Below are 26310 nucleotides of genomic sequence, written 5' to 3' on the forward strand. Positions count from 1 at the left end.
CCCCGTTTCCGGTGACGGCTCCCGTGGCGCGGGTGGTGCCCCCTCCTCGGTGGTCGGGGGAGGTGGTTCGGAAGGGGGGCGCATGCGCGGGTGGGCACTCCCGGTGCGAGGCGCCGGGCCGCGACAACGTGGCTTCGGTGGTGGCGGCCCTCAACCTGCCCGGAGGGGTGGGGCTGTGATATCCAACCCCGCACCGCGAGCATGCGGTGGGCCCGTCATCGGCGCGTGGCCCGCGAGGGGGGAGCCGGCGTCAGGCGCGCCGCTCACCGCGGGATCTCATGGTCATCTTGCTTCCTCTGGGTGTGGACGAGGCGACGTTGGAGCGTCGTCCCTGGGTCTCCATCACCATCGCCGCGGTGTGTGTGCTGGCCTTCTTCGCCACCTGGGTGTTGCCCTCCCATCCGGAGGGCGTGAGCCCGGTGGAGCTGCGCGCGCTCGTTTCGGAGGTGATGGCCCACCCGTCGCTCGAGCTGCCTCGGGAATGCGCGGAGCGCTACCTGACGCCCGTGGGGCGGAAGCTGCTCGCGGAGCGCAAGGAGGCCAGGCCGGACAAGGAGGCGCCGGAGATCGACCTGGAGGCCGCGCAGGAGCGCATCGACGCCCGGTGTCGGCACATCGTCGAGCAGCAGGAGCGCTCGCCGCTGCGCCGCTTCTCGCTCGTCCCCGCGAGGGGCGCGGCCCAGCCCGGCTGGCTCACGCACATGTTCCTGCACTTCGGGTGGATGCACCTGTTGGGGAACCTGCTCTTCTTCTACGTGGCGGGCCTGCTGCTGGAGGACGCGTGGAGCCGGCCGCTGTTCGCGGCGCTGTTCCTGGTGGGCGGGCTGGTGGCGGCGCTCGCGCACGCGGCGTTGGACCCCCACTCCCAGACGATGATGGCGGGGGCGTCCGGGGCGGTGGCGGCGTGCATGGGGGCGTTCTCGTTCCGCTTCGCGTCGCGCAAGGTGCGCATGGGCTACTTCACGTGGATCCTCGTGAAGCCCATCCGGGGCACCTTCGCCCTGCCCGCGTGGGCCTGGGGTGGACTGTGGTTCGGCAGCGAGGTGCTCGGCTTCCTGACCTCGGGCTCCGACAACGGCGTGGCCGTCATGGCCCACATCGGCGGGTTCGTGTTCGGCTTCGCGGTGGCGGCCCTCATGAAGGCCACGCACCTGGAGGAGCGCTATGTCGCGCCCACGCTCGCGAGCCAGCAGGGAGGCTGGGTGGCCGACCCGCGGTTGACGGAGGCCCAGGCGGCGTTGGACCGGGGCGAATGGGACACGGCGCGCACGGCCTTCACCCGGCTGTTGGGCGAGAACGCGGACGACCCGGACGCGCTGCTGGGCCTGGCGCGGGTGGAGTTGGAGCAGGGGCGCCCCCAGCCCGGGATGGCGCGGCTGGAGCGCGCGCTGCTCCTGCTCGCGGCGCGCGAGTCCCCGGAGGCGCTCTGGAACACGCTGGAGGGAATCGCGCCCTGGCTCCCCGTGGACAAGCTGAGACCGGCCACGGCCTGGCGCGTGGCGCAGACGATGGAGGACGCGCCGCCGACGGTGTCCTTCCTGTCCGAGCCGCTCCATGCCGCCGCAGGGAACGGCGCGGGCGCCATCGCGACGCGAGCCCTGCTCCGGGCCGCGGAGCTGCGGCTGGCGCAGGGCGTGAAGCGCGAGGTGGCGCGGGAGTACGTGGAGCGCGCGAAGGCGCAGGTGCCCGTGGGCGACGCGGCGCTGGCGGAGCGGCTGGCCGAGGTCGAGGCGGAGGTGGCCCGCGCGCTGGCGCGTCAGGCGTCGTTGGAGCAGGGCATCTCGCTCGAGGACGAGCCGCCTCCGCGCCACGTGGCCCCGTCCTCGCCGCCCACGACGGTCCCCCCGCGCATCATCCCCTGCCGGCTGGTGAGCCTCACCGAGCAGGCGCTGACGGTGGAGGCGGGCGGCGGACAACGTCGCACGCTCGGCGTCACGGAGGTGCTGGCCGTGGCGGTGGGGCTGGTGCCCGCGCCGTCGCCGGATGGCGCGCCCGCGCGCCTCACCGCGCTGACGGACCTGGTGGTGTCGTGGGGGCGGGAGCAGCAGCCCACGGTGGTGCTGCGCCTGGGCGTCGCGCACCTGGGGCTCTCGCGGTTGTATCCCCAGCAGGCTCCCCGCGAGGCCTTCGGCCGGTTCGTCGCCCAGTTGTTGGAGCGCTCCCACGCGGCGCCGCTGCCGGATGCTCCCGCGCTGGCGGAAGGCCGCTACCCCCGCTTCACGAGCGAGGCGGAGCTCACCCGGCGCTTCTACGGTCCCGCCGAGGCGTGAGCCGGTCGCTCACGTCCAGGCTTCCGACGACCTCCCCCCGGATGGGGGAGGTCAGGCGGGGTGACCTCAGGTCGCGTCGTGGTCGCGCATCCGGGTCAGGTGCTCGGCGAACTGCTGGAGCGTCTTCACCTGCGGGACGTCGAGGTAGTAGCGGCGCTCGTAGTCCTCGATGGCGGAGGGGGTGAGGGGCTCCGCGCCCCGGTCCCACGCGACGTTGTAGAGGGCGCGGAACTTCTCGATGTCGAAGGGCTCCTTGCCGGACGTGGCCCGGGCCTTCTTCACCTGCTCACGCTCCGTCTGCTGGCGCTGCTCGAGCGCGTCGCGGAGCTGCTTCAGGGTTTCCTCGGCGGATGTCGACATGTTCGGTCCTCGAAGGGGGCGGCGCGCGTGGAGGCTAGGGCTGGCGGAGGGGCGCTTCAACAAGTCGGTGGAGCGGGCTCCCCGCGCGGCCGGGTCCTCGGGCGTGGAGGGGTTCACTGGGTCCTCTTCGCGTGTTCGTCGAGTGCCTCGCCGAGTGTCCTGCCCTTGTACTCGGTGAGCCTCGCGCCCACCTTGGAGGCGAAGTCGGGGTTGGAGATGGCGCCCACCTGCCGCTCGATGAAGGCCTCGTCGATGACGGTGTTCTTCACGCGCTCGGCCTCGGCGGCGGGTGTCTCGAACACGGCCCGGTTGAAGAGGGCGCGCTTCTCCTCCGTGTCCGGGGCGAACCACTTGCCGTCGCGCTTCTCCGCCACCAGCACCTGCTTGCCGCGCTCGTCCGTCACCAGCAGCTTGTAGTCGGTGATCTTCTCGTTCTCGATGACGCCCTCGAACTCACCCGGGCGGCCCAGGAGCAGGCTGGCGCGGTTGTGGCGCACGCCCTTGAAGCCGCCCTCCACCGCGCCGAACGGCACGAGCGGGTCGGGCGTCCCCGGGTTGCGCATCAGCACGCGCACGCTCGAGGTCTCCAGCGGCACCTCCAGGTCGACGATCTTGACGTCGCGGTCGCCCACGGCCTTCAGCATGCGCGGGATGTCGCTCTCACCCGCGAAGCGCTTGTCGTAGACGACGGAGCTGCCGGGGCGGGAGAGCATCTCGTCCTCCACGCGCTGGGAGATGATGGCGCCCTCGATGTGGGCCTGGGACGTGGAGATCCTCCCGCCGTGCGCCTTGGCGATCTCCGCCTTGATGGGGTCCGGGTTGAGGGCGCCGCTCAGCTCGCCGTGCTCGTCCAGGACCTTGCTCTTGAGATGCGGGTCGTTCTTGACGGCCGTCGTCTTGCCGGCGGCGGTGTTGCCGCGCAGCGCGTAGACGGTGTTGGGCTCCAGTCGACTGGAGAGCGTCTCCGCCTTCTGGAGCTCGCTGGAGAAGAGCTTCTGCTGCAGCTCGCGGCGCTCCGGGAGCCAGTTGCTGGCATTGTCCAGCCACGTCCACAGCGTGTCGTCCTTGGGCGGCTCGCCGATGGTGAAGGCCTCGAACGTGCCCACCTTGCCGCCGGAGCGCTCCAGGATGGCCTGGCGCACCCCGTAGCTGCCGGACACGTCGCCGGTGCCCTGGTCCGACTGCTTGACGAGCGCGAGCACGTCCCGCGCGTTCTCCGGCGTCACGTCGCCATCGAAGGCCTTGCCGTCGGAGGTGGTGAAGCGCAGGCGGTTGCCGTCGACCTCCAGGCCGCCGCCCTTCGAGGGGGGCGGCATCGTCCTCCTGGCCGAGCCCGAGGCCGTGGAGGAGGTGCCGCTGGACGTGGAGCCCCACGGCGCTCCGGTCTTTCGATATTTCGGCTGCTCCTGCGTGGGCGGCGAGCCGGTGAGCGGCCCGTCCAGTCGTGGGCCCTCCCGCGTGGGCGCGCGCTCGAAGCTGGACTGGTCCGGATTCGGCGGGGCGACGTTCGCCGCGGGTTTCGCCACGGGAGGCGTCGGCTTGGGGGGCGCCGTCGGTGTCTCCGCGTCGGGGCGACGGACCGCGCCCTGCGTCCGTGGACGCGTGTTGCCCACTCCATCGATGCCCATGGTGTTCCCCCTGAAGATGCGGCGCGCCGTGCGCGCTGTTCGTGACCCAAGCCTCTTGCTCCATTATCGGAGCCCCAAGCGCACGGTTGCGTCCAATGTGCGCAGGGGTGGGCATTGGGCTCGTGGGGGGAATGGCTCGTTCACGCGGAGGGGGCGTCGGCCACCTCTCACGCGTGAACGGCGGTCACCACCAGCCCGAGCACCTGCCGGTGCCGCGATTGCACAACTGGAGTTGGAAGCGCTGCGTGGCGAGGTACTGCCCGTTCCAGGCCCGCTCCACGATGCCGTCCATGCGCGCGTGGAGCTGGACGTTCCCGGTGTAGCTCCGGGTCCACCAGGTCCCGTCGAAGAGGCCGTCCCCCGCCACCTCCCAGCTCTTGCAGACGAAGGCGCGTCCACCGCCCGGCGCGTCCAACGTGATGCAGGCCCGGGGGGAGGGACCGTCGGGCTCCTCCGGGGTCGGGTTGGCGGTGGGGATCGCGGACGACAGGCTCGCGGTGGTCAGGATTCCTGCGAGGACGTGAAGCACGGCGTGACGCTCCTTCCCTGGGGGGCTGGATTGCCCGAGTCGGCCAGGCACGAGCGGCCAAGCTGCGTGTTGCCTCCTCTGGCGGCAACGGCACGAAAGGCCGACGTGCTCCATGGTGCGGAACACTGGGGTGGCGCCGAGTCCGAGCCCCCCGGAACGCAAAGAGGCCCCGGGCTCCATGAGGAACCCGGGGCCTCTCGACCCCGGCCTCACGCACCCGCTGCGGGCGCGCGAGGTCGCGGTGGCGCGTGAATCACTCGCTCCAGTAGGTGTGCGTCCAGATGCCGAAGCCGTCCGCCGGGTCGTAGAAGAACTCGACGGTGTCTCCGCTCCAGGGGTCCTTCTCGAAGCTGTAGCTGCAGCCCACGAACGAGCGGCCCGCCGAGAGGTTCACCAGGTTGGCCTTGGCGGCGTCCTTCAGGGGCTGGGGAACCACGTTGTACCTATCCGACACCTGCACGGTGTACTCGAAGCGCGCGAGCACGTCCGCCGGAGTGGCCAGGTTGGCGCGGAGGGTCGGGCCGTCGGCCGGGATGCGGTCCTCGTCGATGCCGAAGCACTCCACGTCGGTCCGGCCATAGGCGCCGCGGATGTCGTTCCGCATCGTGGTCCACCAGTCGAAGTGGCGGGCGAGCTTGCCCCCGTGGGAGCCGTTGCTGGAGAGCTGGTCCAGCTCGTAGGCGAGGTTCTCCAGCGGGCGGCTCAGGGTGGCCGCGTTGCGGATGTGGCGCAGGCTCACGATGCCGATGCCGCTGGTGTTGGAGACGGCCTGGATGGTCTCGAAGGGCCGGGTGTTGAGCAGGTTGGTCGCGCCGGTCCAGGCGTTGGGCAGCATGTCGTGCAGCTCGGTGGAGCTGATGCTGTTGACCAGGTGCAGGATGGACGACGAGTCATCCACGGAGAGGGCCAGCTCGTCGTAGATGCCGATGCAGTTGGGGGACAGGTAGCCCTCGGCGCGGGCGCCCTTCTCGATCTCCTTCAGCCGCGCCTCGGCGACCTGCGGGATGGCGGAGATGTCCTCGATGGAGACGAAGGGCGTCGTGACGCGGCGGTTGACGATGCCGCTGGCGACGTTGCTGGGCAGGTAGAAGTCGAGCGTCGCGTAGGTGGCGCGGTTCACGAAGTCGAGGATGCCCTCGCACTCCGGCGCGACGTCCACGTCCAGCGAGGTGAGGGGCGTGGTCTCCGCCTGGGTCTGGGTGGGCTCGGGAGTCGACAGTTCCGCTTCGGTGACACCACCACAGCCGGCGAGCAGGCCGACGGCGATGAACGCTGAGCCAAGACGACGGTTCATTGGTTGCTCCTTGGAGGGGGACTGCGGGGACTGCGAGGAGAGGCGGCTTAATACACCGAACTGGGGTGTTACTGGCAAATCCTGGTGTTTCAATTGTCCTGATTGGTTCTGGAAGTCTTTCAAGACGGGTGAACCCAACAGGGAATGAATGACGCAGTCTCAGCGGGCCGCGGGGGTTCCCTTCCCGACGTGGTTCTTCCGAGGGGACGCGCGTGGTGTTCCCCGTCGGAGCCGACCTGGTTGGTGACGGAATGTTCACGAACGGTGGGGCACGTCCGGCGTAGAAGAGGCCGGAGCCCGGGAGTGTGTCTTCGCAAGGCAGGTCCCGTGGCGAGGAAGGACGACGCGCCGCGAAGTGGGCGGATATCGCCCCACCCGGAATGTGTCCGTGCACCGCTCCAGGCGTGTGAGTGAATGCCTGTCGCGGAGCAGGCGTGTGGTCATGAAACAAGACAATGTTTCAAGGGCTCTGGCCGCGGTGGGACGGCCCCGGCTCGCGCGTGAGGGTTTTCGTGACGCGTGGTGCGCGCTTTGATGGGGGGATGGCTCCCTGGGTCCTCGTGTCCTCGCTGGTGTCGGTGACGCTGTCCTTCGCGCCCGTGTGGTGGTTCGCGCGGCGCCGGCCGGACTACAGCCACCTGCGCAACACCATCAGCGAGCTGGGAGAGACAGGGGCGAAGGACGCGAAGCGCGTGGCCTGGCTGGCCTTCGCGCCGGCGGGCGCGTCCGTCATCGTGTTCGCCGCGCTGCTGCGGACGAGCCTCGCTGCCTACGAGGACGTCGCGGGCCCCCTGAGGGCCTTCTCCCTGCTGGGCGTCAGCTACCTCGGGGCCGCCGTCTTCCCCTGCGACGAGGGGGCGCCGCCCTGGGGCACGTGGCGCAACCAGATGCACAACCTGGTCGCGGTCGCGGGCTACGGCGGCGCTGGCGCGGGGCTCATCGAGCTGGGGCGGGCGCTCGAGGACATCGCGCCCGTCGCGGCGCTCGCCACGCTCACGGCCACGGTGGGCAAGGGCGCGCTGCTGGGCGTGTTCGGCCTGTCCCTGGAGTCACCCGTCCGGGGGCTCCTCCAGCGGGTGCTGGAGGGCGCCCTCTTCGGTTGGATGGTCCTGATGGGCGCGTGGCTGCTGTCGGCGGGCTGAGGCCCGGGACGCCTGGAGGAGGCCGCCCCGGGGAGCCCGGCCGCGTCAGGTCCCCGCCGGGTCGGCGGAGATGGAGGGCAGCTCCACCTTGGCCTCCGTGTTGGTCCACACGAAGGGGATGCCCGGCTGCCGGTACAGCGTGGGCGGGATGTCCTTGGCGAGCTGCGCGTGCAGCTCCGGCAGTTGGGACCAGTGCACGCCGTGCTTCGTGTGGTGCGCGGTGTGGTAGCCCAGGTTGCCCGTCATCAGGTTATAGCCGGGGTGGAGGATGTTGTACGACGCCTGCGAGTGCTCGGTGGTCTCGAGCCCCACGTGGTGGAAGTAGGTGGCCCAGACCGTCACGTAGAGCGACGCGCACATGGGCAGCAGGAAGACGAAGAGCGCGTTGTACCAGTCGTGCCAGAACAGGAGCCCCAGCAGCGCGGACTGCACCACGCCCATGCCCAGGAACACGCGCAGGGCGCGCGGGTGCTGGAGGCCCACGCAGAACGCGCGCGGATAGGCCATCAGGGTGTTGAAGACGGAGTACTCGAGCTCGCCCATGGTCGTGCCGTCCCGGCGCTTCCACCCGGACTCGTCCTTGCCCTGGTCCAGGTAGTTGCGGTGGTGGCCCACCACGTGGTGCAGGAACCAGGCATTGGAGGTGACGCCGGTCTGGAAGCCGAAGACGAGCTCCAGCAGGCGGTTGGGGAGGACGTGCCGGAACGTGGGGACGTGCTGGTGGTGGTGGTTCCACGCGCAGATCCACCCCTTGGGAATCACCCACAGGGCGAGCCACAGCACGGGCAGCCACCAGCTCTTCGCCGTGAAGTACACCGTGAGGTCGAGCGCGAAGACACACAGGAACAGCAGGACGGGGATGCGGTCTCTCGGATGTCGGAACAGGGTCATGCGGATTCCACTGCGGGGGTGGGGCGGACTTCGGGGGGGAGATGGACCAGGTGGGGACGGCGGGACACGAACCGGCCCGTGACGCCCTTGGGGAGGACCACTCCGAAGAAGAAGCCTTCCTCGAAGGGGTCGGTCGAATCAACGTGGACCCGGGCGCGCGCGGCGATGGTGGCCAGCGTGGTCTGCAGGTAGACCACCGCGAAGGCGCCGCCGGAGCAGGCCCGGGGGCCGCGTCCGAAGGGGAAGAAGTGGCCGCTGCCGAGCGGATCCCTCGCCGTGCCGCCGTCGAGCCAGCGCGACGGGTCGAACACCTCCGGGTCCTTCCAGTGCGTGGGGTCCCGGTGCAGGTGCTGGTTGGAGATCATGATGAGGGACCCGGCGGGGAGGGTGACGCCGGCCAGCCGGGTGTCCTGGGACGGGGTGCGCGTGAAGACCCGCACGGCGGGCAGCACGCGCATGGCCTCGTAGGCGACGGCCTCCGCCCACCGGGCGTCGCGCAGGCGGTCGAAGTCGAGCGGCCGGGCGCTCAACGCCGAGGCCTCCGCGGCCAGCCGCGTCTCCACGGCGGGGTGCTTCTGGAGCTGGTGGTAGGCGCCCACCAGGGTGGTGCTGGAGGAGAAGACACCTCCGTAGAAGAACGTCCCCAACTGGTGCGCGAGGAACCGGTCCGGGATGTCGGGCAGCTCCCGCAGCGTCCAGGACATGAGGTCGACGCGGCGCGGGTCCAGGGCCTGGCGGGCCTGGCGCACCTTCTGTTCGAACAGGCCGTAGAACCGCTCCTTGGCCTGCTCGAAGCCCTTGGGCAGGGAGACGAAGCGCAGGGGCAGCTTCGCCTGGATGCGCGCGTCCGCGCCCCGGGCCATGAGGAGGAAGTCCTCGTAGGCGGAGTCCGGCAGCGACTCGCCGAGGGTGGCGTGGGCGAAGGCGTCGAAGGTCAACTGGCGCAGCGTGGGGGTGAGGTCGAGCGAGGTCGCCGTCATCAGCGAGCCCAGCGACGCGTCGACGGCGCGCTGGAGGGGCCCCACCTGGGCGGCCAGCCAGTCCGACGACCAGGGCTGCACCAGCGGGTCCTGCCGGCGCTTCTCGTTCCACTCGTCGCCCTGGAGGGCGATGAAGGTGGTGTCGTTCGTCACCGTGGGGCGGACCTGTTCGCTGATGTTGCCCTTCTCGAACTCCAGCCGGCGCGTCTCCATGACTTCCTCGATGAGCACCGGGTCGTTGAGTACCAGGCCGGGGCTGGCGCCCATCCAGATGAGCGTCACCCCGCCGTACTCGCGACCATACCGCGCGCAGACGTCCCATGGCTGGGGACCGAGGAAATCCCCCAGGGTCCCCAGGATGCCGGGCGTGGGGCCGGGCAGCGGCTCCATGGCCTTGCGCCGGGCGCCGAAGAAGAGGTTGAACAGGCCGCGAGAGAGCAGGTTCGGCACGGAGCGCTCCTGGACGGGTGGCTCAGACGGTGATGCCACAGGGAATCCGGTCGGGCTGGAGCACGGTGTACGGGACCGCGCTCCGGGCATTGCGTGTCTTCACCGCCTCGAGCTGCGCGCGGAGGCGGGCGTGGAACCGGTCCCGGAGGGTGCCCACCTCCGCTTCCTTGAAGTACTCCTCGCGCCAGCCTCCCTCGTGGAGCAGGAACTCCTCGTCGTCACCGAAGCTGGAGAGGGCCCGCCCGATGGCGACCTGCCAGAGCGCCTGGGCCTTGGTGGGAATCATCGAGGCGAGGTCGTCCGGGCCGACGAGGCCCTTCTTCGTCGGGGGCGCCCGCCGCATGCTCAGCGGCGCGTTGGGCACGAAGGCGTAGTGTTCGTACTGGAGGTAGTTGACCGCGGTGTGCTGGACGCTGACGGTGAACAGGAGGGTGGAGAGGATGTCCACCAGGTCGTCCACCCGCTCGAGCCGCGCGCAGGGCAGCTTGTCCGCGGGCAGGCCGTGCTCGAGGAGGTCCGTCCACCACTGGCGCAGCTCCGTGTCCTCCGCGAGGTCCGCGTCGGTCCGGTAGAAGTGCCGCAGCACGCCGCCGACGTACTCCTCGATGGCGTCCCACAGGGGCAGGGCGTCGTCGCGGTAGGGGTAGTCCGGCAGCACCGCCGGGTCGAGCACCCCCCGCTGCTCGAAGTCCACGCGCGGCTTGTTGTCCAGCAGCTTCCACCGCTGGAAGCCCTTCTTGCCGAGCGCGACGTGGCCCTTGTCGGGGCCACCGGTGGCGATGAAGTCGTCGAATACGCCGCCGGCCGCGAGCAGGCCCTTCCGCGCGCCTTCGTTGATGGCCAGCGTGTAGCGGAAGTGGCGCCGCATCAGCTTGTAGACGGGGTGCGGGTCGGGGAGGTTGCGCATCGTCGCCATGACGAAGGGCTCCGCCACGAAGTGCGTGCGCAGCGCGTGGGCGATCATCTGGTGCGTGTTGCCCTCGCTGCACCGCACGTAGATCTTCGCCAGGAGCCAGTCGTATTCGCCGTCGTTCGGCGTGAAGACGGGCGCCTCCTCCGCGGAGCGCCCCAACTGGATGGCGATGGGGCGCAGCTTCTTCGTGTCGTCCAGGAACAGCAGGCACCGTGAGGGCGGGGCCCACCGACGCTCCTCCACGCCCTCGTCGTTGGTCTTCCGATACATCGGGATGCCGTCGAGGACCTCGAAGTCGATGAGGAAGACGCGCTTCGCGTCCAGCGCCTGGGCCAGGCTCAGCCCCGGAGGGAGCAGGCCGTGCAGTTGCTCGTCGGAGAGGGGCATGCCGTCGGGCACGCGGGGGGTGAGCTGGATGTGCAGCGGGTTGATGCCCTGGACGGCCTGTCGCGCGAACTCCTCGTCGTCCTTCCAGCGCTGGGCCAGTTGGGGCAGCTCGATGCCCTTGAAGAAGTCGAAGATGTCCACCAGTCCATTCCACGCGTGGCGCAGCATGGGCAGGTGGAGCTGGATGGCGGCCAGCGTCTTGGCGATGACGACCTCGTAGCTGCCCTCGCCCAGGTTCCGGTACAGCTCGTCCTTGGGGAGCGGGCGGGCCTCGCTGATGTCGAGCGCGCCCGGCAGGCCCGCGGTCGCCTCCGGTGGTCGCCACGGGTATTGCCTGCGTCGCTGCGCGACGAGCTGCCGTCGCGCGTCCCGTTCCAGTTCGTGGCGCGCGTGCTGGGGCAGGCGGGCCGTGCCCTCCACGACGTCCACCGTCGTGCCGCCGAGCACCCAGCGGAACCAGGGGAAGAACCAGGTGCGCTCCCCTCGGATGGCGTGGACCGTGTCGAGCAACCAGTCGCTGGCGACACCCCCCGCGTTGGTGAAACGCAGCGCCACCAGCTCACCCAAATCACTGGCATGGAGGGAATACACATCCTCCGCGCCGGCCTCGAAGTCGTTGTGAAAGCGTTTGTCCAACGGATGGGGACCGCTCTCGCCCTGCGTGCCCACCAGGATGACGGAGATCGTCGCGTCGGTGCCCGCACCCAGCCGCGAGCTCGTGCGAATGATGAGCTTGTACTCGACAGTCATGAAACCCTCTTGCTGAGGGACAGGACCGTAGGACGAGGAAAGCGGGGGCTGCAAGCCATGCTACCCTCCCTGCAGAATGATGCTCTCGTCGATCAGCTCACGCTTCCATCCGTCCGCCGCGCCTCATGCTCTCTCGTGTTCTCTTCAAGTGGGGTCGGCAGGTTGGACAGACATGGGACAGGAAGGGGACGTGAGGCGGAGGCGGCGATGAGTGTCCTGTCGCGGTGGATGGCCGCGCTGGGGCTGGGCCCTCGCGGGAGGGCGGTGGAGTTGCTGGAGGCGGAGGAGCTGGCGCGCTGGTACGCGGGCCTGAGTCCGGGGGAGCAGCGCGCCGTCAGCCGGAAGCTGGCGCCCCGGGTGAGAGGGAAGCGTGTCTCCCGTGACCCGGCGACGCTGCCCGCGGTCGTCACGGGGCGGCTCGTGTTCGAGCAGGATGGGCCGTCCGGGCCCATTCCCTTGCATCACCTCAAGGTGGAGCTGTGGGACCGGGACATCGGCACGCCGGACGACTTCCTGGGCGAGGGGTTCACGGACACCTCGGGGGCGTTCTCCATCCGCTATGACCCCACGGACGCGGGCGTGGGAGACCTGCCCGACCTGGAGATCCGCTTCTTCGAGCCGCAGCACGTGTTCCGCCCGGACGGGTCGGTGGTGGAGACGTGGCGACGCATCGGCTCGGAGCGGGGCCCGGATGACCACGGCGGGCTCCAGTACGACTTCGGCGCGGTGAGGCTGCCCTATTGGGAATACGACCCGGGGACGCCGCTGGCGCGGCTGCTCGTCACGGAGGAGGGGACGCCGCCCACGGCCTATGCCCCGGGGCGGGCGCTGGCCATGCTCAAGGCCGTCGCGCCCATCGAGCTGGTCAAGCGTCAGCACCTGCTCGAGGCCCGGCTGGGACGCCCTCCGAGCCTGGCGAAGATCCAGGCGGACTATCCGGAGTCGATGACGGTGCGCCTGGAGCGTGAGGCTCCGGGCTCCACGCGGACGGACGCCTTCTTCGGGGAGCGGTTGCTCAACGGGATGTTCTCCTCCGTCCTCGACCGGGACCCGGAGGCGCCCGAGGCGCCGGAGGCCTTCCGGTTGTACGTCCCCTGGAACGCGTACGAACAGGATGGGGTCCACTGCCTGCCCGACGTGGACGTGCGGCTGCGCCTGGTGGATGGCCGGCTCCTTCCGGTGCGCATCATCCTGGGGATGCGCGAGCCCGGGGCGACGGCGGCCGGCGCTCCGGTGACGCGGCGGAGCTTCACGCCGGAGGACGGCGCCGGGTGGGAGGCCGCCAAGCGCATGGCGCGGGTGAGCGCCACGCTGGACACGGAGCTGGGCAACCACCTGGGGCAGTGCCACTTCAACGTGGAGCAGTACGCCATCGCCGCGCACCGCAACCTGCGGCGCAGTCCGCTGCGGTGGCTGTTGATGCCCCACCTGCGCGAGGTGGTCCTCATCAACCACGCCGCGAACGGGTTCCTCGTGGGGCCCTCCGGCTACATCACCCGGGCCAGCGCGTTGACGGAGGCGGGCATCCACACGCGCCTGGTGCACCTGCTGGGCAGCTATGACTGGAAGGGCTTCGCTCCGGCCCCGCCGGTCTGCGAGGGTCATCGCTACGCGCGCGCCGCCGGCCTCTTCTGGCGCCTGGTGGGCGAGCACGTCGACGCGTTCTTCGCGGAGCATGGCGCGGCGGTGGAGGCCTGGTGGACAGAGGTCCACCGGTTCTCGGAGGACCTGGTGGCGCACGCCGCGCCCGCGTTCGTGTGCCGCTACCTGCGCGCGAAGGTGGCGGGCCGGGAGGCGCCGTGGTTCGTCCGCTCGGAGCGGATGGACCTGGACGCGAAGGCCGCCCAGCCACCCCCGAAGGCGGTCAGCCCGGTGACGCTCACGGACACGCCCCAGCCCGGCGAGGTGGACGCCCTCAAGCAGTTGTGTCGCTACGTCATCTTCTTCGCCACCTTCCGCCACGCCTGGGCCAACAACCTCCAGTGGGAGGATGCGAGCGAGGTGCTCTATGCCTGCCTCGGCTTGCGGTGGGGCAAGGGGGGGGCCCTCTCCGGAGAGGAGGACCTGGACGTGGCGCCGCCCCCCGACCAGGCCACGGAGATGCTGTGGATTTCGTGGATGCTGTCCAAGACGAACTACGGCTTCCTCCTGTCCAACGAGGAGGCCGACGTGCATCCTCGCTTCGTGGACCTGCTCCGGACCCACGCCCACGCGTTCGCCGCGCTCGGGCTGGACGTCCGGACGGTCAGCTCCCGCATCAACATCTGAGCTGACGCGCGGAGCAGACCCGGCGGACGGCGCGAGCGCCGCCGCCAGGAGGGTGTCGCCCGACGTCAGTCGATGGGGTTGGGGCGACAGACGCGGCCGTCACAGTAGTAGTTGACCGGACACGGCTGCGGCACGTCGACCTTGCACATGGGCAGCGGCTGCTCCTGCTCGGAGAGGGCCGCCTCGTTCGCGTCCTCCATGCCGCCACAGCCCACCAGCGCCAGCACCGCCATCGCTCCCAGGCACTCCAGCATCGCGTTGCGCATCGTCGGACCTCCTTCGGGTGAAGTCGGGATGCTCCGCCATCGCTGGAGAAAGCGTCAATGAACGCCAAGGTGCGCGCGGTGGGGACTCACGGCTTGTTGGATGACAAGAGCCCGTGGGTGTCATCTGCAATCCGGATGAATCTGGGGTCGGGGTGGCCCGGGTGGACCCGCCGCGTCGGGGCCATCACCGCGCCCGGTGTCCGCGGTGTCCGGTCAAGGAAGTGTGGAGCGGCGACCCTTCCCGGGACGTGACGCGGCGGCGCGCTTCGCCGGGCGTGGGGCGTGTCCTGGCCGTCCACTCTCGAGGTGGGCGAGGCACTCGCGCAGGCGACGCAGCCCCTCGTCGATGTCCGCCACCGTCGTCGCGCCGTATCCGAGCACCCAACCCGCCTGGGTCGGTGTCCCCGCGAAGTAGCCTGACAGCCCCTCCACGCCGACGCCTCGGGTCCGCGCGTGCCCGGTGAGCGCCCGCTCCAGCGCGACGCCTCCGTGGCCGAGCAGGGCGCACAGGTGCAGGCCCGCGACGGAGGGTTGGACCTGGAGCCGGTCTCCGAAATGTCGCGCGAGGCCCTGGCTGAGGCGGTGATGACGCGTCTCGTACTCACGCCGCATCTTGCGGATGTGCCGTGCCAGCAGGCCTTCGTCGATGAAGCGCGCGAGCGCCGCCTGGGTGGGCAGCGGGCCGTGTCCGTCCGCCACCCAGCGGGCCAGCCGCAGCTCCCGGTGCAGCGAGGGCGGGGCGACGAGGAAGCCCAGCCGCAGCATGGGCAGCATCACCTTGGAGAACGAGCCGACGTAGAGGACCCGCCCCGTGGGGTCCAGTGAATGGAGGGTCTCCAGGGGGCGGCCTCCGAAGCGGAACTCGCTGTCGTAGTCGTCCTCGATGACCCACGCGTCGCGTCGACGGGCCCAGTCGAGCAGCGCCTGCCGCCTCGCCGTCGACATCACCGTGCCCAGCGGGAACTGATGGGACGGGGTGACGTACACCAGCCGCGTGTCGTCCGGCAGCGCGCGCACGTCGAGCCCCTCGTCGTCCACCGGGATGGGGCTGACGCGCGCGCCCTGGGATTGGAACAGCAGCCGGGCCGGAGGGTAGCCCGGCTCCTCCACCGCCACGCGCTCCCCGGGTTCCAGCAGCACCCGTCCGACGAGGTCGAGCGCCTGCTGGGCGCCCTGGGTGATGTGGACGTCTCCTGCCTCCGCTCGCACGCCGCGCGAGACGCCGATGTGTCGCGCCACCGCCTCGCGCAGCGCGGGATGCCCCGAGGGCTCTCCGTAGGCGGAGGACAGCGCTCCCGCGCGCAACTGTCGCGCCACGAGCCGTCGCCACGTCTCGAAGGGAAACAGCGCGCTGTCCGGGAGGCCCACGCGGAAGTCGAGCGCCGTGGGAGCGCCCTGGAGGACGAGGTCGGGCAGGTGGCGCCAGGAGGCCCGTGTCCTCGGCTTCGCCCGCGGCGTGGTGGCGGGCGCGCGCTCCCGTCGGGGGCGCGCCGGGGCCTGGACGAAGCTGCCGGTGCGCACGTGGCCCACGAGCAGGCCCTCCGCCGCGAGCCACTCGTAGGCCACGCTGATGGTGTTGCGGGAGACGCCCAGCCGCCGGGCCAGCTCGCGGGTGGGCGGCAGCCGCTCGCCGTGGCGCAGGCGACCGTCGAGCACCTGGGCGCGCAGCCCCCGGTACACCTGCCCCGCCAGGTCGCGGCGGTCCGCCAGGTCGACGTGGAGGTCCATGTCCCCACCTTGGAATGGCCCGGTGAGATTCGTCAATCCTGGCACTTCAGCCGGGCCAGCGCCCGACGCATCCTGCCGGCACCTCACACAGGAGCCGTCATGACCCGCGATTACACCGTCGACACCGCGAACTCGCCCTGGATTCCCATGGGGCCTGCGGGCTTGTCCTTCAAGCCGCTGCGCTTCTACCGGGACGGACGCGGTTGGATGTACCTGTTCCGGGTCGAGCCGGGCACCGTCATCCCCCGGCATCGCCACACGGGCGAGGTGCATGGCTTCACCCTCTCCGGCCGCCGCGAGCTCCTCGACACCGGCGAGGTGGTGGGGCCGGGGGGCTACGTCTACGAGCCCGCCGGCAACGTCGACAGCTGGAGGGTGGTGGGGGACGAGCCCGCGGTGTTCCACATCACCGTGATGGGGTCCATCCAGTACCTGGACGCAGAGGGGCGGGTGACGCGGGAGGCGACGCCCGCGGACCGGCTGGTCTCGTACCGCCGCTGGTGCGAGGAGCAGGGGGTGCCGTTCGCCGCGACGCTGGAGTGAGCGGCGGGCGCGACGTCAGTCCCCGGCCGCGAGCCAGCGCAGCGTGCTGTCCCAGGCGCTCTCGGCCGCGGCCTCGTCGAAGTCCGGCAGGTCGGGGTCGGTGAACAGGTGTCCGGCGCCCGGGTAGCGGCGCAGCTCCACGCGCGCCCCCGCCCGCATGAAGGCCTGCCGCCAGGCGGCCAGCTCCTCGTCGGAGGCGAAGTCATCCGGCTGCGCGACGTGCGCGAGCAGGTCCATGCGGGGCGGGAGCTGGACGTCGGATTCGGCGATGCCGTGGAAGAGCACCAGGCGCGGGGGCGCGCCGCGCCGCACCGCCACCCGCTGCACGAGCGAGGCTCCGAGGCTGAAGCCCAGCAGCACGTCCGGGCGCCAGGCCTCGACCTCCGCCAGCGCGCGGTCCAGCAGCGCCTCGCGCCCCACCGCGTCGCGCAGGGCGAGCGCGCGCTCCAGCGTGTCCGCGGTGGCGCCGTCGTACAGGTCCGGGGCGTGGACGACGTGACCCGCGGCCTCCATGCGGGAAGAGGCGGCGTGAATCGCGGGGCGCAGGCCGTAGGCGGAATGGAGGACGAGGATGCGCATGGTCAGCTCACGGGGTCGCGGACCGCGCGCGGACCGGCGCGCCGCGACACGAACCTGTCAGTGATGGAGCTGCGCGTCCACAGTGTCCTTCACTTCCGTGCCCTCGCCGTTGAGCACCAACCGCGTCATGGCCAACGCGAAGCCCGCCGCCTGCTTCAGGGTGACCCGAGGAGGCATGGACAAGGCGTGCGGGTCGGTCACGACATCCACCAGGGCGGGACCCGGGTGCGCCAGGGCCCGCTCGAAGGCGCCGCGCACCTCTCCCGGCGCCTCCACGCGGATGCCGAGGATGCCCACCGCCTCGGCCAGCTTCGCGAAGTCGGGGTTGACGAGGTCGGTCTCCGTATCCGGGTAGCCCGACACCTGCATCTCCAGCTTCACCATGCCGAGCGAGCTGTTGTCGAAGACGACCACCTTCACGGGCAGCTCGTACTGCGCCAGGGTGAGGAAGTCTCCCATCAGCATGGCGAAGCCGCCGTCGCCGGACATGGAGATGACCTGTCGACCCGGGTACAGCAACTGCGCGCCGATGGCCTGGGGCAGGGCGTTGGCCATGGAGCCGTGGGTGAACGAGCCGATGATGCGCCGCCGCGCGCTGGCGCGCAGGTAGCGCGCGGACCACGCGTTGCACATGCCGGTGTCCACCGTGAAGACGGCGTCCTCGGCGGCCACCTCGTCGAGCAGCGCCGCGACGAACTCCGGGTGCAGGGGGCGGTGGTCACCCACCTCGCGCACGTGCTTGTCCAGCTTCTCCCTCGCGCGGACCATGGTCTCCAGCGCCGTCTCGAGGTGCCGGCGGTCCTCCTTCTGCTCCAGCCGTGGCAGCAGCGCGCGCAGCGTCTCCCGGACGTCGCCGCACACCCCCAGGTCCAGCCGTGAGCGGCGGCCGAGGTGCTCGGGGCGCAGGTCCACCTGGGCGATGTGCGGGCGCACGGGCATGAACGCGTCGTAGGGGAAGTCCGTGCCCAACAGGAGCAGCACGTCGCAGGCGTGCATGGCCTCATAGGCCGCGCCGAAGCCCAGCAGCCCCGTCATCCCCACGTCGTAGGGGTTGTCGTAGGCGATCCACTCCTTGCCCCGGTAGGCGTGACCCACGGGGGCCTGGAGTGCCCGGGCGAGGGCCATCACCTCCGCGTGCGCGCCCTGACAGCCGCTGCCGCAGAACACCGTCACGCGCGAGGCGGCGTTGAGCAGGGACGCGAGCTGCTCCAGGGACTCGTCGGGAGGTCGCACCACCGGTCGCGTGGTGGAGAAGACGGGTGGGAGGGGGTCCTCGGTCTCGAGCGCGGCCACGTCGCCGGGGAGCACCACCGCGGAGACGCCGCCCCGGGAGAGCGCCGCCTGGGCCGCGAGCCGGAACAGGCGCGGGGCCTGCTTGGGGTTGCTCGCCATCTCGCAGAAGTGGCTGCACTCGCGGAAGAGCAGCTCCGGGTGGGTCTCCTGGAAGTAGGCGGTGCCGATCTCCTCGCTGGGGATGTGCGAGACGAGCGCGAGCACGGGCGCGTAGCTGCGGTGCGCGTCGTAGAGGCCGTTGATGAGGTGCAGGTGTCCCGGCCCGCAGCTCCCCGCGCACACCGCCAGCCTGCCACTCAGTTGCGCCTCCGCGGAGGCCGCGAACGCGCCGGCCTCCTCGTGGCGGACGTGAATCCAGCGCAACCGGCCCTGGCTGCGCCGGACGGCGTCGGTGATGGGATTGAGGCTGTCGCCCACGACGCCGTAGATGCGCTCGGCGCCCGCCTCGATGAGCGTGCGGACGAGGACATCCGCCACAGGAGAGTGACTCATGCGCGAAAGCTGGGCGGCTGTCGGCCCGTGGACAACCGGACCCCTCCGGGGCGAGCCCTCCGCCGCCCGCCCGCCCGGCGGACGGACCCGCCCGGCGCGGGGCGCGGGGAGGGGCGGGGCGCACCATCCGTCGGGGAGTGATTGCATCGGGAGTGCGAGCGGCGGCTAAGCTCGCCCGCACATGAATCGGGATGGAGCAGCGCCTCCGAGCCCCTGGCTGGAGGTCGACATCGCCCAGTCGGGGGACGAGGTCCAGGCCGTGACGCGCGGGGACAGGAATGTCCACACACGTCCACAGACGCTGACGAAGAAGGACGCGCTGGAGCAGTTCAGCGAGTGGGTCCGCGTGGCCGCGGCGCGGAGCCACCCCCTGGACCCGCCGGTCCGGGCGGAGGACCTCCACGCGGCGCTGTTCCAGGGGGAGTTCCTGGAGGTGCTCTCCGCGCTGCGGGGGGCCGCGGGGGGACCGCCGTTGCTGATGCGGTTGATGCCCCAGCACCGCGACCTGGAGGGCATTCCCTGGGAGGCGTTGTGCCAGCGGGGCAAGGAGCTGGAGTTCCTGGGGACGTCGCAGGAGCTGAGCCTGGTGCGCGGCGTCCACACGACGAAGCCCTCGGGCCCGCGGCGCGTGGACGGGGCCGTCCGGATGCTGGTCATCTCCCCCCTGGACGAGGACGCCCCCGACCTGATGCGGGCGGAGCTCCAGGAGGCCATCGACTCCGGGCACCTGGAGTGGCTGGAGCCGCTCACGGGGGCACGCGCGAGACTGGGCTTCGTGGAGAAGCGCCTGATGAAGGCGCCGGTGCCCCACATCCTGCACTTCATCGGGCATGGCACCGCGACGCCGTCGCCCGCGCTCCAACTGGCCGAGGACGTGGATGGCCACGAGTCCTGGCTCAAGGTGGCGCTGCTGGGGAACCTGCTGCGGCCGGCCTTCGCGGAGGACCTGCGGTTGGTGACGCTCGAGTCGTGCGCGGGCGCGCAGCCGGGCGCGCTGACGAGCGCGGCGGCGCGGCTGGGGGACCTGGGCGCGGACGCGGTGCTGGCGCACCTGTGGCCCGTGCGTGCCCCCGTGGCCCGGCACTGCTCGACGGCCTTCTACCGGGCGCTCATCGAGGAGACGGCGCATTGCGGTGACGTGGCCCGCAGCCTCCAGGCCGCGCGGTTCAGCGTGTTCACCCACTTCAAGGAGAGCGCGGAGGCCTTCTCCCCGGTGCTCTACCTTCGCAACCGTGATTCGAGCCTCTTCGACTTCCGGCAGCGCAGGACGACGCCGCCCCAGGCCTCCCCCCCCGTGTCGTCCGTCGCCGCTCCCGAGCCGCCGGAGCTGCGCGGGCTGGGGGACCTGATGAAGCGGCCCTTCTCGCTGGTGCTGGGCGACCGGTGGAACGAGTCGCTGGCGGGCTTCCGGCAGACGCTGCACGACAAGCTCACCGGCCCCTGGGCGGCGCCCGCGGGATTGCCCATGAGCGCGCTCGCCCAGCGCTTCGCCCTCAAGTCCGGGCCGAAGGCGCTCAGCCCCTTGTTCCAGCACGAGTTCCGCGGCGCGATGCCGTCCATCCCCCTGGTCGAATCCTTCGCGGCGCACCTGCCGCCGGGCGTCCACCTCACGCTCTTGCGGACGCCCATGTTGGAGGAGGCCCTCGTGCGCCTGCGCCCGGAGCAGACGCTGTATGTCGTGCAGCCCCTGGCCCCTGGTGGTGGCGCGCCGGTGCTGCGGCGGTGGGACGGGGAGGAGTGGCAGCCGCTCGACGAGCTGCCGCAGAAGTTCGACCCCGAGCGGGAGACGACGCTGGTGCGGCTGTATCGGGGCTATCTGTCGGGCCCCGTCTTCGAGACGCCGCTGCTGACGGAGGATGACTACCTGACGGAGGTGCGGGACCTGGAGTCGGTGCTGACGCCCGAGCTGGCCGACGTCCTGTTGGGTTCGCTGCGCAACCGGCCGACGCTGCTGTTGGGGATGTCGCTGCTGACGTGGCACCACCGGATGCTGTTGAACCAGCTGTTCGACACCAAGCCGCTGTCCGACAAGAGCCGCGTCCTGCTGGAGCCGGATGAGCCGGAGGCGGAGTCGTGGCAGCGGGGGCGGGGCCTGCCGCGCAACGGCCCGGTGCAGGTGGTCCAGGCCGCGTCGGAGCGGCTGCGGGCGTTCTTCGATGCGCTGCCGCCTGGAGTCTCGCCATGAGCCGCGCGGCGGCCACCGCGCCGGTGACGACCGCGTCCCCCTCGCCGCAGGAGGACCCCAACCCGTTCCGAGGGCCCCAGCCCTACCGGTTCGGGGACCATCAGCGCTTCCTCGGGCGGGAGGAGGCGACGTGGAAGCTGCTCCATCGCATCCGCGCGCATCCCTGCGTGACGCTCTACGGTCCGTCCGGCGCGGGCAAGTCGTCACTCATGCAGGCGGGCGTGTTGCCGCTGCTCGTGGCGCAGCACGGCTTCCGCGTGGTGCGCGTGGATGGGTGGCCGTCGGGGGAACATCCCCTGGCGCGGTTGATCGGCTTCATCGACGCGGAGCTGGGGTTGGGGCTGGAGAGCGCCCCTGGGGCGCTCCAGACGGACGAGGCGCTGGAGGTGGCGGTGGACCTGGCGCGCCTGCGCTCCGAGCAGCCGCTGCTCATCTACCTGGACCAGCTCGAGCAGCTCTTCCTCCCTGGCCGCGACCAGGTGTGGACGGGCGAGTTCGTCAAGGCGGTGGGCCAGCTCGCGAACCGGCCGCTGCGCGGCCTCCAGCTCGTGTTGTCGTTGCGCGAGGACTACCTGGGGCGCTTCCGGGACCGGCTGCGTGGGTATCGCGAGCTGCTCGCGCAGGGCTTCCGGCTGGGGCCGCTCTCCGTGGGGGAGATGGTGGACGTGGCGTGCCGGCTGGCCGCCCTGGGGACCCCGGCGCAGCAGTGGACGGAGGCGGAGATCTGGCCGCTCATGGTGCAGATGCGCGTGCCCGGGCAGCGGGAGGACGACGAGGACGCGGAGGTCCAGGCGGCGTTCGCGCAGATCGTCTGTCGGGCGCTCTGGGACGCGCGCACCCGTGACGCCTCGGCGACGCCCACCGAGGCGGAGCCGATGCTGCACCGCTACCTGGAGACGACGCTCGACGCGTTCGGCGAGGACAAGGACAAGGTGTGGCGGCTGCTCGAGGACCACTTCATCGCGAGCGATGGCAGCCGGACCCTCCTGACGCAGAACGAGGCGGAGGCGGAGCTGCGCGGCAAGCTGGAGCAGGGCGTGCTCGCCCGGCTGGAGGCCGCGGCGGTGCTCCACTCGGAGGAGCACCAGGGCAAGCCCTACTTCGAGCTGGGACACGACTGGCTGGCGCGCAAGGTCCGCGACCTGAAGAAGGCGCGGCAGGAGCGCGAGGCGAACGAGCGCAGGCTGGCGGAGGCACGGGAGGCCGTGCGCGAGGAGCACGCGCGCATGGAGAAGGAGCAGCGCCTCCAGCTGGCGCGCCGCGGCAGGGCCCGGTGGCGCGTCGTGGCCGTGGTGGCGGTCGTGGCGCTGGCCGCGTTCGCCTTCGTGGCGATGATGGTCAAGCACCACATGGACGAGCTGCTCCGCCAGACGCAGGACAGCGTGCTGGTGGCCAGCGCCCGCGAGGTGGCGGTCCGGGAGAAGGCCGCGCTGGCGGCGCATCTCCTGCTCGAGGTCAAGGTCCCGAGCGCGGTGGAGGGCTGGAAGCAACTGGCCAACGAGCTGCTCGCCGGGCCGCTGCCCCTGGCGACCTTCCACGAGCGCCAGGCCGTGTTCGACGCGGCGTTCGGTCCGGCGAGCGGGCCGGCCCCCGGGCGCGTCGTGGTGGTGGCCAACTCGAAGGTCGTACACCTGTTCAACGCGGATGGGACCGGCGCCCCGACGGAGCTGGTGGGACACGAGGCGGAGGTGGCGGCCGCCGCGTTCAGTCCGACCGAACCGCTGGTGGCGACCGCCTCGGATGACGGCACGGTCCGGCTCTGGGCGACGGACGGGAGCGGTCAGTGCTTGCGCACGCTCACGGGGCACCTCGGGGCCGTCGTGACCGTTCGCTTCAGCGCGGACGGGAAGTGGTTGGTGACGGCGTCGGTGGATGGGACGGCGCGCATCTGGGACGTGGCGACGGGCGTGCAGCGGGCCACGCTGCTCAACAGCGCGGGGCCCGTGAAGTCCGCACGTTTCAGCACGGATGGGCGCCGGGTGGTGACCGTGCAGTTGGACGGCCTCGCGCGGGTCTGGAGCACGGACGGCTCGGCGCCGCCGGTTCCCTTCAAGGTGGACAGGGGCAGCATCCTCTCCGCCGCGCTGAACTCGGACGGAAGCAGGGTGGTGGCCGCGTCCAACGACGGGGTGGTGCGCATCTGGTCGGTGGATGGGAAGGCGCCGCCCATCGAACTCAAGGGCCACCAGGGCATCGTGGTGTCCGCGGAGTTCAGCGACGACGACCGATGGGTCGTCACGGCCTCGAAGGACACGACCGTGCGCGTCTGGCGCTCGGATGTCGCTGGGCCGGCGGCGGTGCTCACCGGGCACACCGGGACCGTCCACACGGCGCACTTCGGCCCTCGGGCGACCTCCATCGTGTCCGCGTCCGAGGATGGGACCGCCCGGGTCTGGCGCGTCGACCCCCTGGTGAATTCGCGCAGAGGGGAGGGCGCGGTGCCCACGGAGGACGACGGCTCGTGGGACGGAGCCCTGGGGGCGGCGAGCGTGTCACTCGTGTTGCCGGGCGACGAGGGCGCCCTGCGCTCCGCGCGCTTCAGCCAGGACGGCCAGTGGGTGGTGACGGCGTCGGACGACAAGACGGCCCGGGTGTGGTGGCTGGGGCGCGCGGGAGCACCGGGGGTCCTCCAGGGGCATGAGAGGGCGCTCTTCCAGGCGACGTTCAGTCCGGACGGGCAGCGGGTGCTCACCACGTCGGAGGACGGGTCGGCGCGCGTCTGGTGGGTGGATGGCCGGGCCGCGCCCGTGCCGTTGATGGGGCACGAGGGCTCGGTCCAGTCCGCCCACTTCAGCGCGGACGGCGAGCGCGTGGTGACGGCGTCGGACGACATGACGGCGCGCGTGTGGCGCGCGGATGGGGCGGGGGTTGCCGTGCGGCTCGTCGGACATTCGGCGCCCGTGCTCTCCGCGCGCTTCAGCCCGGATGGGAAGCGCGTCGTCACGGCGTCACTCGACGGGACCGCGAGGGTGTGGAACGCGGAGGGCGACGACACGCCCACGGTCCTCGAGGGACACGAGGGCTCCGTCTGGTTCGCGGAGTTCAGCCCTGATGGGGCATGGGTGGTGACGGCGTCGGATGACCGGACCGCGCGTGTCTGGGATTGGCGGACGGGACGGGTCCTGTCGGAGTTCCGGGGGCACGAGGCCGCCGTCCAATCCGCCCGTTTCAGCCAGGACGGGCGCTTCGTGGTGACGGCCTCGACGGACGAGACGGCGCGGGTCTGGCGGACGTCGGGGCTCGGTGAACCCGTGGTGCTCGCGGGCCATCAGGGATTCGTCGTATCCGCCGAGTTCAGCGCGGACGGCGAGCGGGTGGTCACCGCCTCCATGGACGGCACCGCGCGCGTCTGGCGGGCGGACGGTTCGGGGACACCCCTCATCCTGGAGGGACACTCCGGCTATGTGAACACCGCCTCCTTCAGCCAGGACGGCAGGTGGGTGGTGACGGCGTCGGACGACCAGACCGCGCGGCTCTGGCCTGTGGACAGGGAGGCAATCCCCATGGTCTTCGAGGGGCACACGGGGCCGGTGCGCTCCGCGAGCCTGTCGTCGGACGGGAAGTGGGTGGCCACGGCCTCCGCGGACGCCACGGCGCGCCTGTGGTCGCTCGACGTGGAGGGGCTCCGCCAGCAACTCCAGGCGGCGAGCAGTGACTGCATGTCGCCGGAGCTGCGCAGGTTCTACCTGGGGGAGAGCGGAGAGGATTCGCGGCTCCATCATGCGGCGTGCGAGCGCTCCCACGGGCGCGAGCCACCACCCCGCTAGTCCGCGGTCAGCCTCGCGGCGGGGTCACCCAGCAGCAGGTAGCCCCGCAGGTCGTTGCGCAGCATCCACAGCAGGCCGAGCTTCGCGGGTTGGGTGGGGTCCTTCGTCCCGCCCACCCGCGCGTTCTCCCGCGCCTGGTACTGCTGGAGCACCCGCTCGTTGATGCCGCGGTAGAAACGCAGGAGGGCATCGAGCGCCACGCCCGCGCGGCTTCCGTTCGCGAGCGTCTCCAGCGCGGAGAGGAGGCGGTCCGGGCGCGCCCGTTGCGGGTCGGTCGCGTCCAGCAGCCCCAGCGTCCAGGTGAGGTCGGCGTGGCCCACCACCGCGAGCGGTCCTCGGGGATTGGCCAGCAGGGCCTGGGGCAGGGCGGCCAGGAAGGGCTGTTCGCCCGCGCCGGGCAGGTGCTGGAGCACCTCGTTCGCGGACGCCTGGTAGGCCCCTTCCCGCGCGAGCAGCGTGAGCCAGGCGTGGAAGGCGCTCTCCGAGGGCGTGGCCGCGCCGAAGCACGAGACGTTCAGCCACATCCCTCCTGGCAGGAACGGCACGTCGCGGAGCCACTCGCCCGACAGCACCTCTCCGGGGCCGAGCGACATCGCCCCCTGGAGCCGCCGCTGCTCCTCCACCGAGGACCAGCCTTCGGGAGGACGCCCCAGCCCATGGGAGACGGAGAGCAGCAACCCGGAGCGGGCCTCTCCGACGTGCCGCAGCAGGCCGGTGGCGGTGCCGTCGTAGGGGACTTCCGTGACGGTGGCGCCCGGTCGTTCCCGAGGCCAGCGCTCCTGGAGTCGCTGGAGGCACGGGCGCATCAACGCGGCGTGGCCTTGTCGGGTCGCGCCCGTGCCGTCATGGGCCGTGTAGAGCAACGCCCGTGGAGTGGGGGGCTGGTCGGAGCGCTGCTCGCAGGCGACCACCTTGTTCGCGTAGTCCGTGTAGCCACGCAGGTCCGAGCCGCCATCCGGCTGGCTCACGTGCAGGCGCCCGACATAGGCGCCATGGGCCATGACCTGTTGGAAGGAGAGGGAGACCTGGGGCAGGTCTCCGAGGAGCAACAGGTACCGGGGGCGTTCGCGCTCCGAGACGTCGGAGGCCTGATGGACGGACTCCTGCCAGCTCGCGGCGGCCTCCGCGCCCAGGCCCGGGGAGACCCGGTACACCTTCACGGGCGCCTGCTGCTGTTCGCTCCGGTACTGGAGCAACGGGCGGATCGCCTCCAACTGCGCGTCGCCCTCCGGGCCCTGGACCGCCACCACGCCCCAGCGCTGGGCCGCGAGGTCGTTGGGCGCGCCGTCGGGGCTGTCGAGGAGCAGGGACTCCACGCCGCCCGGCAACGTGCCTGGGCGAGGCGCTCGCTCCGTGGCCGCGCGCGCCAGCCCCACCTCCAGCACGGGACGGGACGTGCGGGCTTCGACGAGCAGCGGCATCGCGAGGACCGCGTCTGGAGCGACGTCTGGGGGGGCCATGCCGCGCAGGATTCCATGGGCACCGCGGGCACGACAATCTCCCCTTGCGCGCGCTCGCCGTCGCGCGTCATCCCACGCGAGGCCTTCTCGCTGTCTTGTCATCTGACAGGAATTGAAACGGGCGGGTAGCCCCAG

18 protein-coding genes are annotated in these 26310 nt (G+C 71.4%); 6 read left to right on the forward strand and 12 right to left on the reverse strand.

Annotated elements, in window-relative coordinates:
• The first annotated feature begins 278 nt into the window (after nt 1–278).
• The gene (locus LZ198_RS00610) at nt 279–2270 is read left to right on the forward strand and encodes a rhomboid family intramembrane serine protease (RefSeq protein WP_253969854.1); all 1992 of its coding nucleotides are present in this window, start codon (nt 279–281) and stop codon (nt 2268–2270) included.
• Between the two features lie 66 nt (nt 2271–2336).
• Here LZ198_RS00610 and LZ198_RS00615 read toward each other — a convergent pair whose 3' ends face one another.
• From LZ198_RS00615 to LZ198_RS00630, 4 genes are all read right to left on the reverse strand, one after another.
• Entirely contained in the window at nt 2337–2630 is a 294-nt protein-coding gene (locus tag LZ198_RS00615; RefSeq protein ID WP_253969855.1) for a hypothetical protein, read from the reverse strand.
• Nucleotides 2631–2743: 113 nt separating this feature from the next.
• Complete coding sequence (gene xopAJ / locus LZ198_RS00620; protein ID WP_253969856.1) at nt 2744–4258, reverse strand: XopAJ/AvrRxo1 family type III secretion system effector zeta toxin; 1515 nt, start codon at nt 4256–4258, stop codon at nt 2744–2746.
• A gap of 184 nt (nt 4259–4442) precedes the next feature.
• A complete protein-coding gene (locus tag LZ198_RS00625; protein ID WP_253969857.1) occupies nt 4443–4787 on the reverse strand; it encodes a hypothetical protein in 345 nt (114 codons plus the stop codon).
• Between the two features lie 253 nt (nt 4788–5040).
• Nucleotides 5041–6081: a hypothetical protein gene (locus LZ198_RS00630; RefSeq protein WP_253969858.1), complete on the reverse strand. Its 1041-nt coding sequence runs from the start codon at nt 6079–6081 to the stop codon at nt 5041–5043.
• A 542-nt stretch (nt 6082–6623) separates the two neighbouring features.
• Here LZ198_RS00630 and LZ198_RS00635 point away from each other — a divergent pair.
• Nucleotides 6624–7223, forward strand: coding sequence for a DUF998 domain-containing protein (locus tag LZ198_RS00635; RefSeq protein ID WP_253969859.1), 600 nt, complete (start codon nt 6624–6626; stop codon nt 7221–7223).
• Between the two features lie 45 nt (nt 7224–7268).
• On the opposite strand, the gene LZ198_RS00640 is transcribed toward LZ198_RS00635, so the two are convergent.
• From LZ198_RS00640 to LZ198_RS00650, 3 genes are read right to left on the reverse strand one after another with little or no spacing between them, the layout of a single operon-like run.
• Nucleotides 7269–8114 carry a fatty acid desaturase gene (locus LZ198_RS00640; protein WP_253969860.1) on the reverse strand — a complete coding sequence of 282 codons (846 nt, stop codon included), beginning with the start codon at nt 8112–8114 and terminating at the stop codon, nt 7269–7271.
• Nucleotides 8111–9544 (reverse strand): cytochrome P450, encoded by a 1434-nt coding sequence (locus LZ198_RS00645; protein WP_253969861.1) that lies wholly within the window; start codon nt 9542–9544, stop codon nt 8111–8113. The genes LZ198_RS00640 and LZ198_RS00645 overlap by 4 nt, the downstream gene beginning before the upstream one ends.
• Nucleotides 9545–9566: 22 nt before the next feature.
• Entirely contained in the window at nt 9567–11594 is a 2028-nt protein-coding gene (locus LZ198_RS00650; RefSeq protein ID WP_253969862.1) for a lipoxygenase family protein, read from the reverse strand.
• Nucleotides 11595–11801: 207 nt separating this feature from the next.
• On the opposite strand from LZ198_RS00650, the gene LZ198_RS00655 reads away from it, so the two are divergent.
• Entirely contained in the window at nt 11802–13862 is a 2061-nt protein-coding gene (locus tag LZ198_RS00655) for a lipoxygenase family protein (RefSeq protein ID WP_253969863.1), read from the forward strand.
• A gap of 65 nt (nt 13863–13927) precedes the next feature.
• Here the strand turns inward: LZ198_RS00655 and LZ198_RS00660 are convergent, their stop codons facing one another.
• Both LZ198_RS00660 and pdxR read right to left on the reverse strand, forming a co-directional pair.
• Nucleotides 13928–14128, reverse strand: a complete 201-nt coding sequence (locus LZ198_RS00660; protein ID WP_253969864.1) for a hypothetical protein — start codon at nt 14126–14128, stop codon at nt 13928–13930.
• A 213-nt stretch (nt 14129–14341) separates the two neighbouring features.
• A complete protein-coding gene (pdxR, locus tag LZ198_RS00665) occupies nt 14342–15856 on the reverse strand; it encodes a MocR-like pyridoxine biosynthesis transcription factor PdxR (protein ID WP_253969865.1) in 1515 nt (504 codons plus the stop codon).
• Between the two features lie 99 nt (nt 15857–15955).
• Here pdxR and LZ198_RS00670 point away from each other — a divergent pair, with 99 nt between their 5' ends.
• Nucleotides 15956–16399, forward strand: a complete 444-nt coding sequence (locus LZ198_RS00670) for a 2,4'-dihydroxyacetophenone dioxygenase family protein (protein WP_253969866.1) — start codon at nt 15956–15958, stop codon at nt 16397–16399.
• 15 nt (nt 16400–16414) lie between these two features.
• On the opposite strand, the gene LZ198_RS00675 is transcribed toward LZ198_RS00670, so the two are convergent.
• A complete protein-coding gene (locus tag LZ198_RS00675; protein ID WP_253969867.1) occupies nt 16415–16978 on the reverse strand; it encodes a dienelactone hydrolase family protein in 564 nt (187 codons plus the stop codon).
• A 57-nt stretch (nt 16979–17035) separates the two neighbouring features.
• The gene (poxB, locus tag LZ198_RS00680; RefSeq protein ID WP_253969868.1) at nt 17036–18763 is read right to left on the reverse strand and encodes a ubiquinone-dependent pyruvate dehydrogenase; all 1728 of its coding nucleotides are present in this window, start codon (nt 18761–18763) and stop codon (nt 17036–17038) included.
• Between the two features lie 181 nt (nt 18764–18944).
• On the opposite strand from poxB, the gene LZ198_RS00685 reads away from it, so the two are divergent.
• Together LZ198_RS00685 and LZ198_RS00690 are read left to right on the forward strand one after the other, a co-directional pair.
• Nucleotides 18945–20948: a CHAT domain-containing protein gene (locus LZ198_RS00685; protein ID WP_253969869.1), complete on the forward strand. Its 2004-nt coding sequence runs from the start codon at nt 18945–18947 to the stop codon at nt 20946–20948.
• Nucleotides 20945–24715, forward strand: a complete 3771-nt coding sequence (locus tag LZ198_RS00690; RefSeq protein WP_253969870.1) for an nSTAND1 domain-containing NTPase — start codon at nt 20945–20947, stop codon at nt 24713–24715. The genes LZ198_RS00685 and LZ198_RS00690 overlap by 4 nt, the downstream gene beginning before the upstream one ends.
• Here LZ198_RS00690 and LZ198_RS00695 read toward each other — a convergent pair.
• Nucleotides 24712–26175, reverse strand: coding sequence for a hypothetical protein (locus LZ198_RS00695; protein ID WP_253969871.1), 1464 nt, complete (start codon nt 26173–26175; stop codon nt 24712–24714). The two genes, LZ198_RS00690 and LZ198_RS00695, sit on opposite strands and share 4 nt — an antisense overlap.
• Nucleotides 26176–26310 lie beyond the last annotated feature (135 nt).

The organism is Myxococcus dinghuensis, assembly GCF_024198235.1.
Lineage (GTDB): Bacteria > Myxococcota > Myxococcia > Myxococcales > Myxococcaceae > Myxococcus > Myxococcus dinghuensis.

Coding starts and splice junctions, on each gene's coding strand:
- LZ198_RS00685 (WP_253969869.1), top strand. CDS start 18,945: ATGAATCGGGATGGAGCAGCGCCTCCGAGCCCCTGGCTGGAGGTCGAC.
- poxB (WP_253969868.1), bottom strand. CDS start 18,763: ATGAGTCACTCTCCTGTGGCGGATGTCCTCGTCCGCACGCTCATCGAG.
- LZ198_RS00635 (WP_253969859.1), top strand. CDS start 6,624: ATGGCTCCCTGGGTCCTCGTGTCCTCGCTGGTGTCGGTGACGCTGTCC.
- LZ198_RS00670 (WP_253969866.1), top strand. CDS start 15,956: ATGACCCGCGATTACACCGTCGACACCGCGAACTCGCCCTGGATTCCC.
- LZ198_RS00690 (WP_253969870.1), top strand. CDS start 20,945: ATGAGCCGCGCGGCGGCCACCGCGCCGGTGACGACCGCGTCCCCCTCG.
- LZ198_RS00610 (WP_253969854.1), top strand. CDS start 279: ATGGTCATCTTGCTTCCTCTGGGTGTGGACGAGGCGACGTTGGAGCGT.
- LZ198_RS00655 (WP_253969863.1), top strand. CDS start 11,802: ATGAGTGTCCTGTCGCGGTGGATGGCCGCGCTGGGGCTGGGCCCTCGC.
- LZ198_RS00675 (WP_253969867.1), bottom strand. CDS start 16,978: ATGCGCATCCTCGTCCTCCATTCCGCCTACGGCCTGCGCCCCGCGATT.
- pdxR (WP_253969865.1), bottom strand. CDS start 15,856: ATGGACCTCCACGTCGACCTGGCGGACCGCCGCGACCTGGCGGGGCAG.
- LZ198_RS00660 (WP_253969864.1), bottom strand. CDS start 14,128: ATGCGCAACGCGATGCTGGAGTGCCTGGGAGCGATGGCGGTGCTGGCG.
- LZ198_RS00630 (WP_253969858.1), bottom strand. CDS start 6,081: ATGAACCGTCGTCTTGGCTCAGCGTTCATCGCCGTCGGCCTGCTCGCC.
- LZ198_RS00640 (WP_253969860.1), bottom strand. CDS start 8,114: ATGACCCTGTTCCGACATCCGAGAGACCGCATCCCCGTCCTGCTGTTC.
- LZ198_RS00695 (WP_253969871.1), bottom strand. CDS start 26,175: ATGGCCCCCCCAGACGTCGCTCCAGACGCGGTCCTCGCGATGCCGCTG.
- xopAJ (WP_253969856.1), bottom strand. CDS start 4,258: ATGGGCATCGATGGAGTGGGCAACACGCGTCCACGGACGCAGGGCGCG.
- LZ198_RS00615 (WP_253969855.1), bottom strand. CDS start 2,630: ATGTCGACATCCGCCGAGGAAACCCTGAAGCAGCTCCGCGACGCGCTC.
- LZ198_RS00650 (WP_253969862.1), bottom strand. CDS start 11,594: ATGACTGTCGAGTACAAGCTCATCATTCGCACGAGCTCGCGGCTGGGT.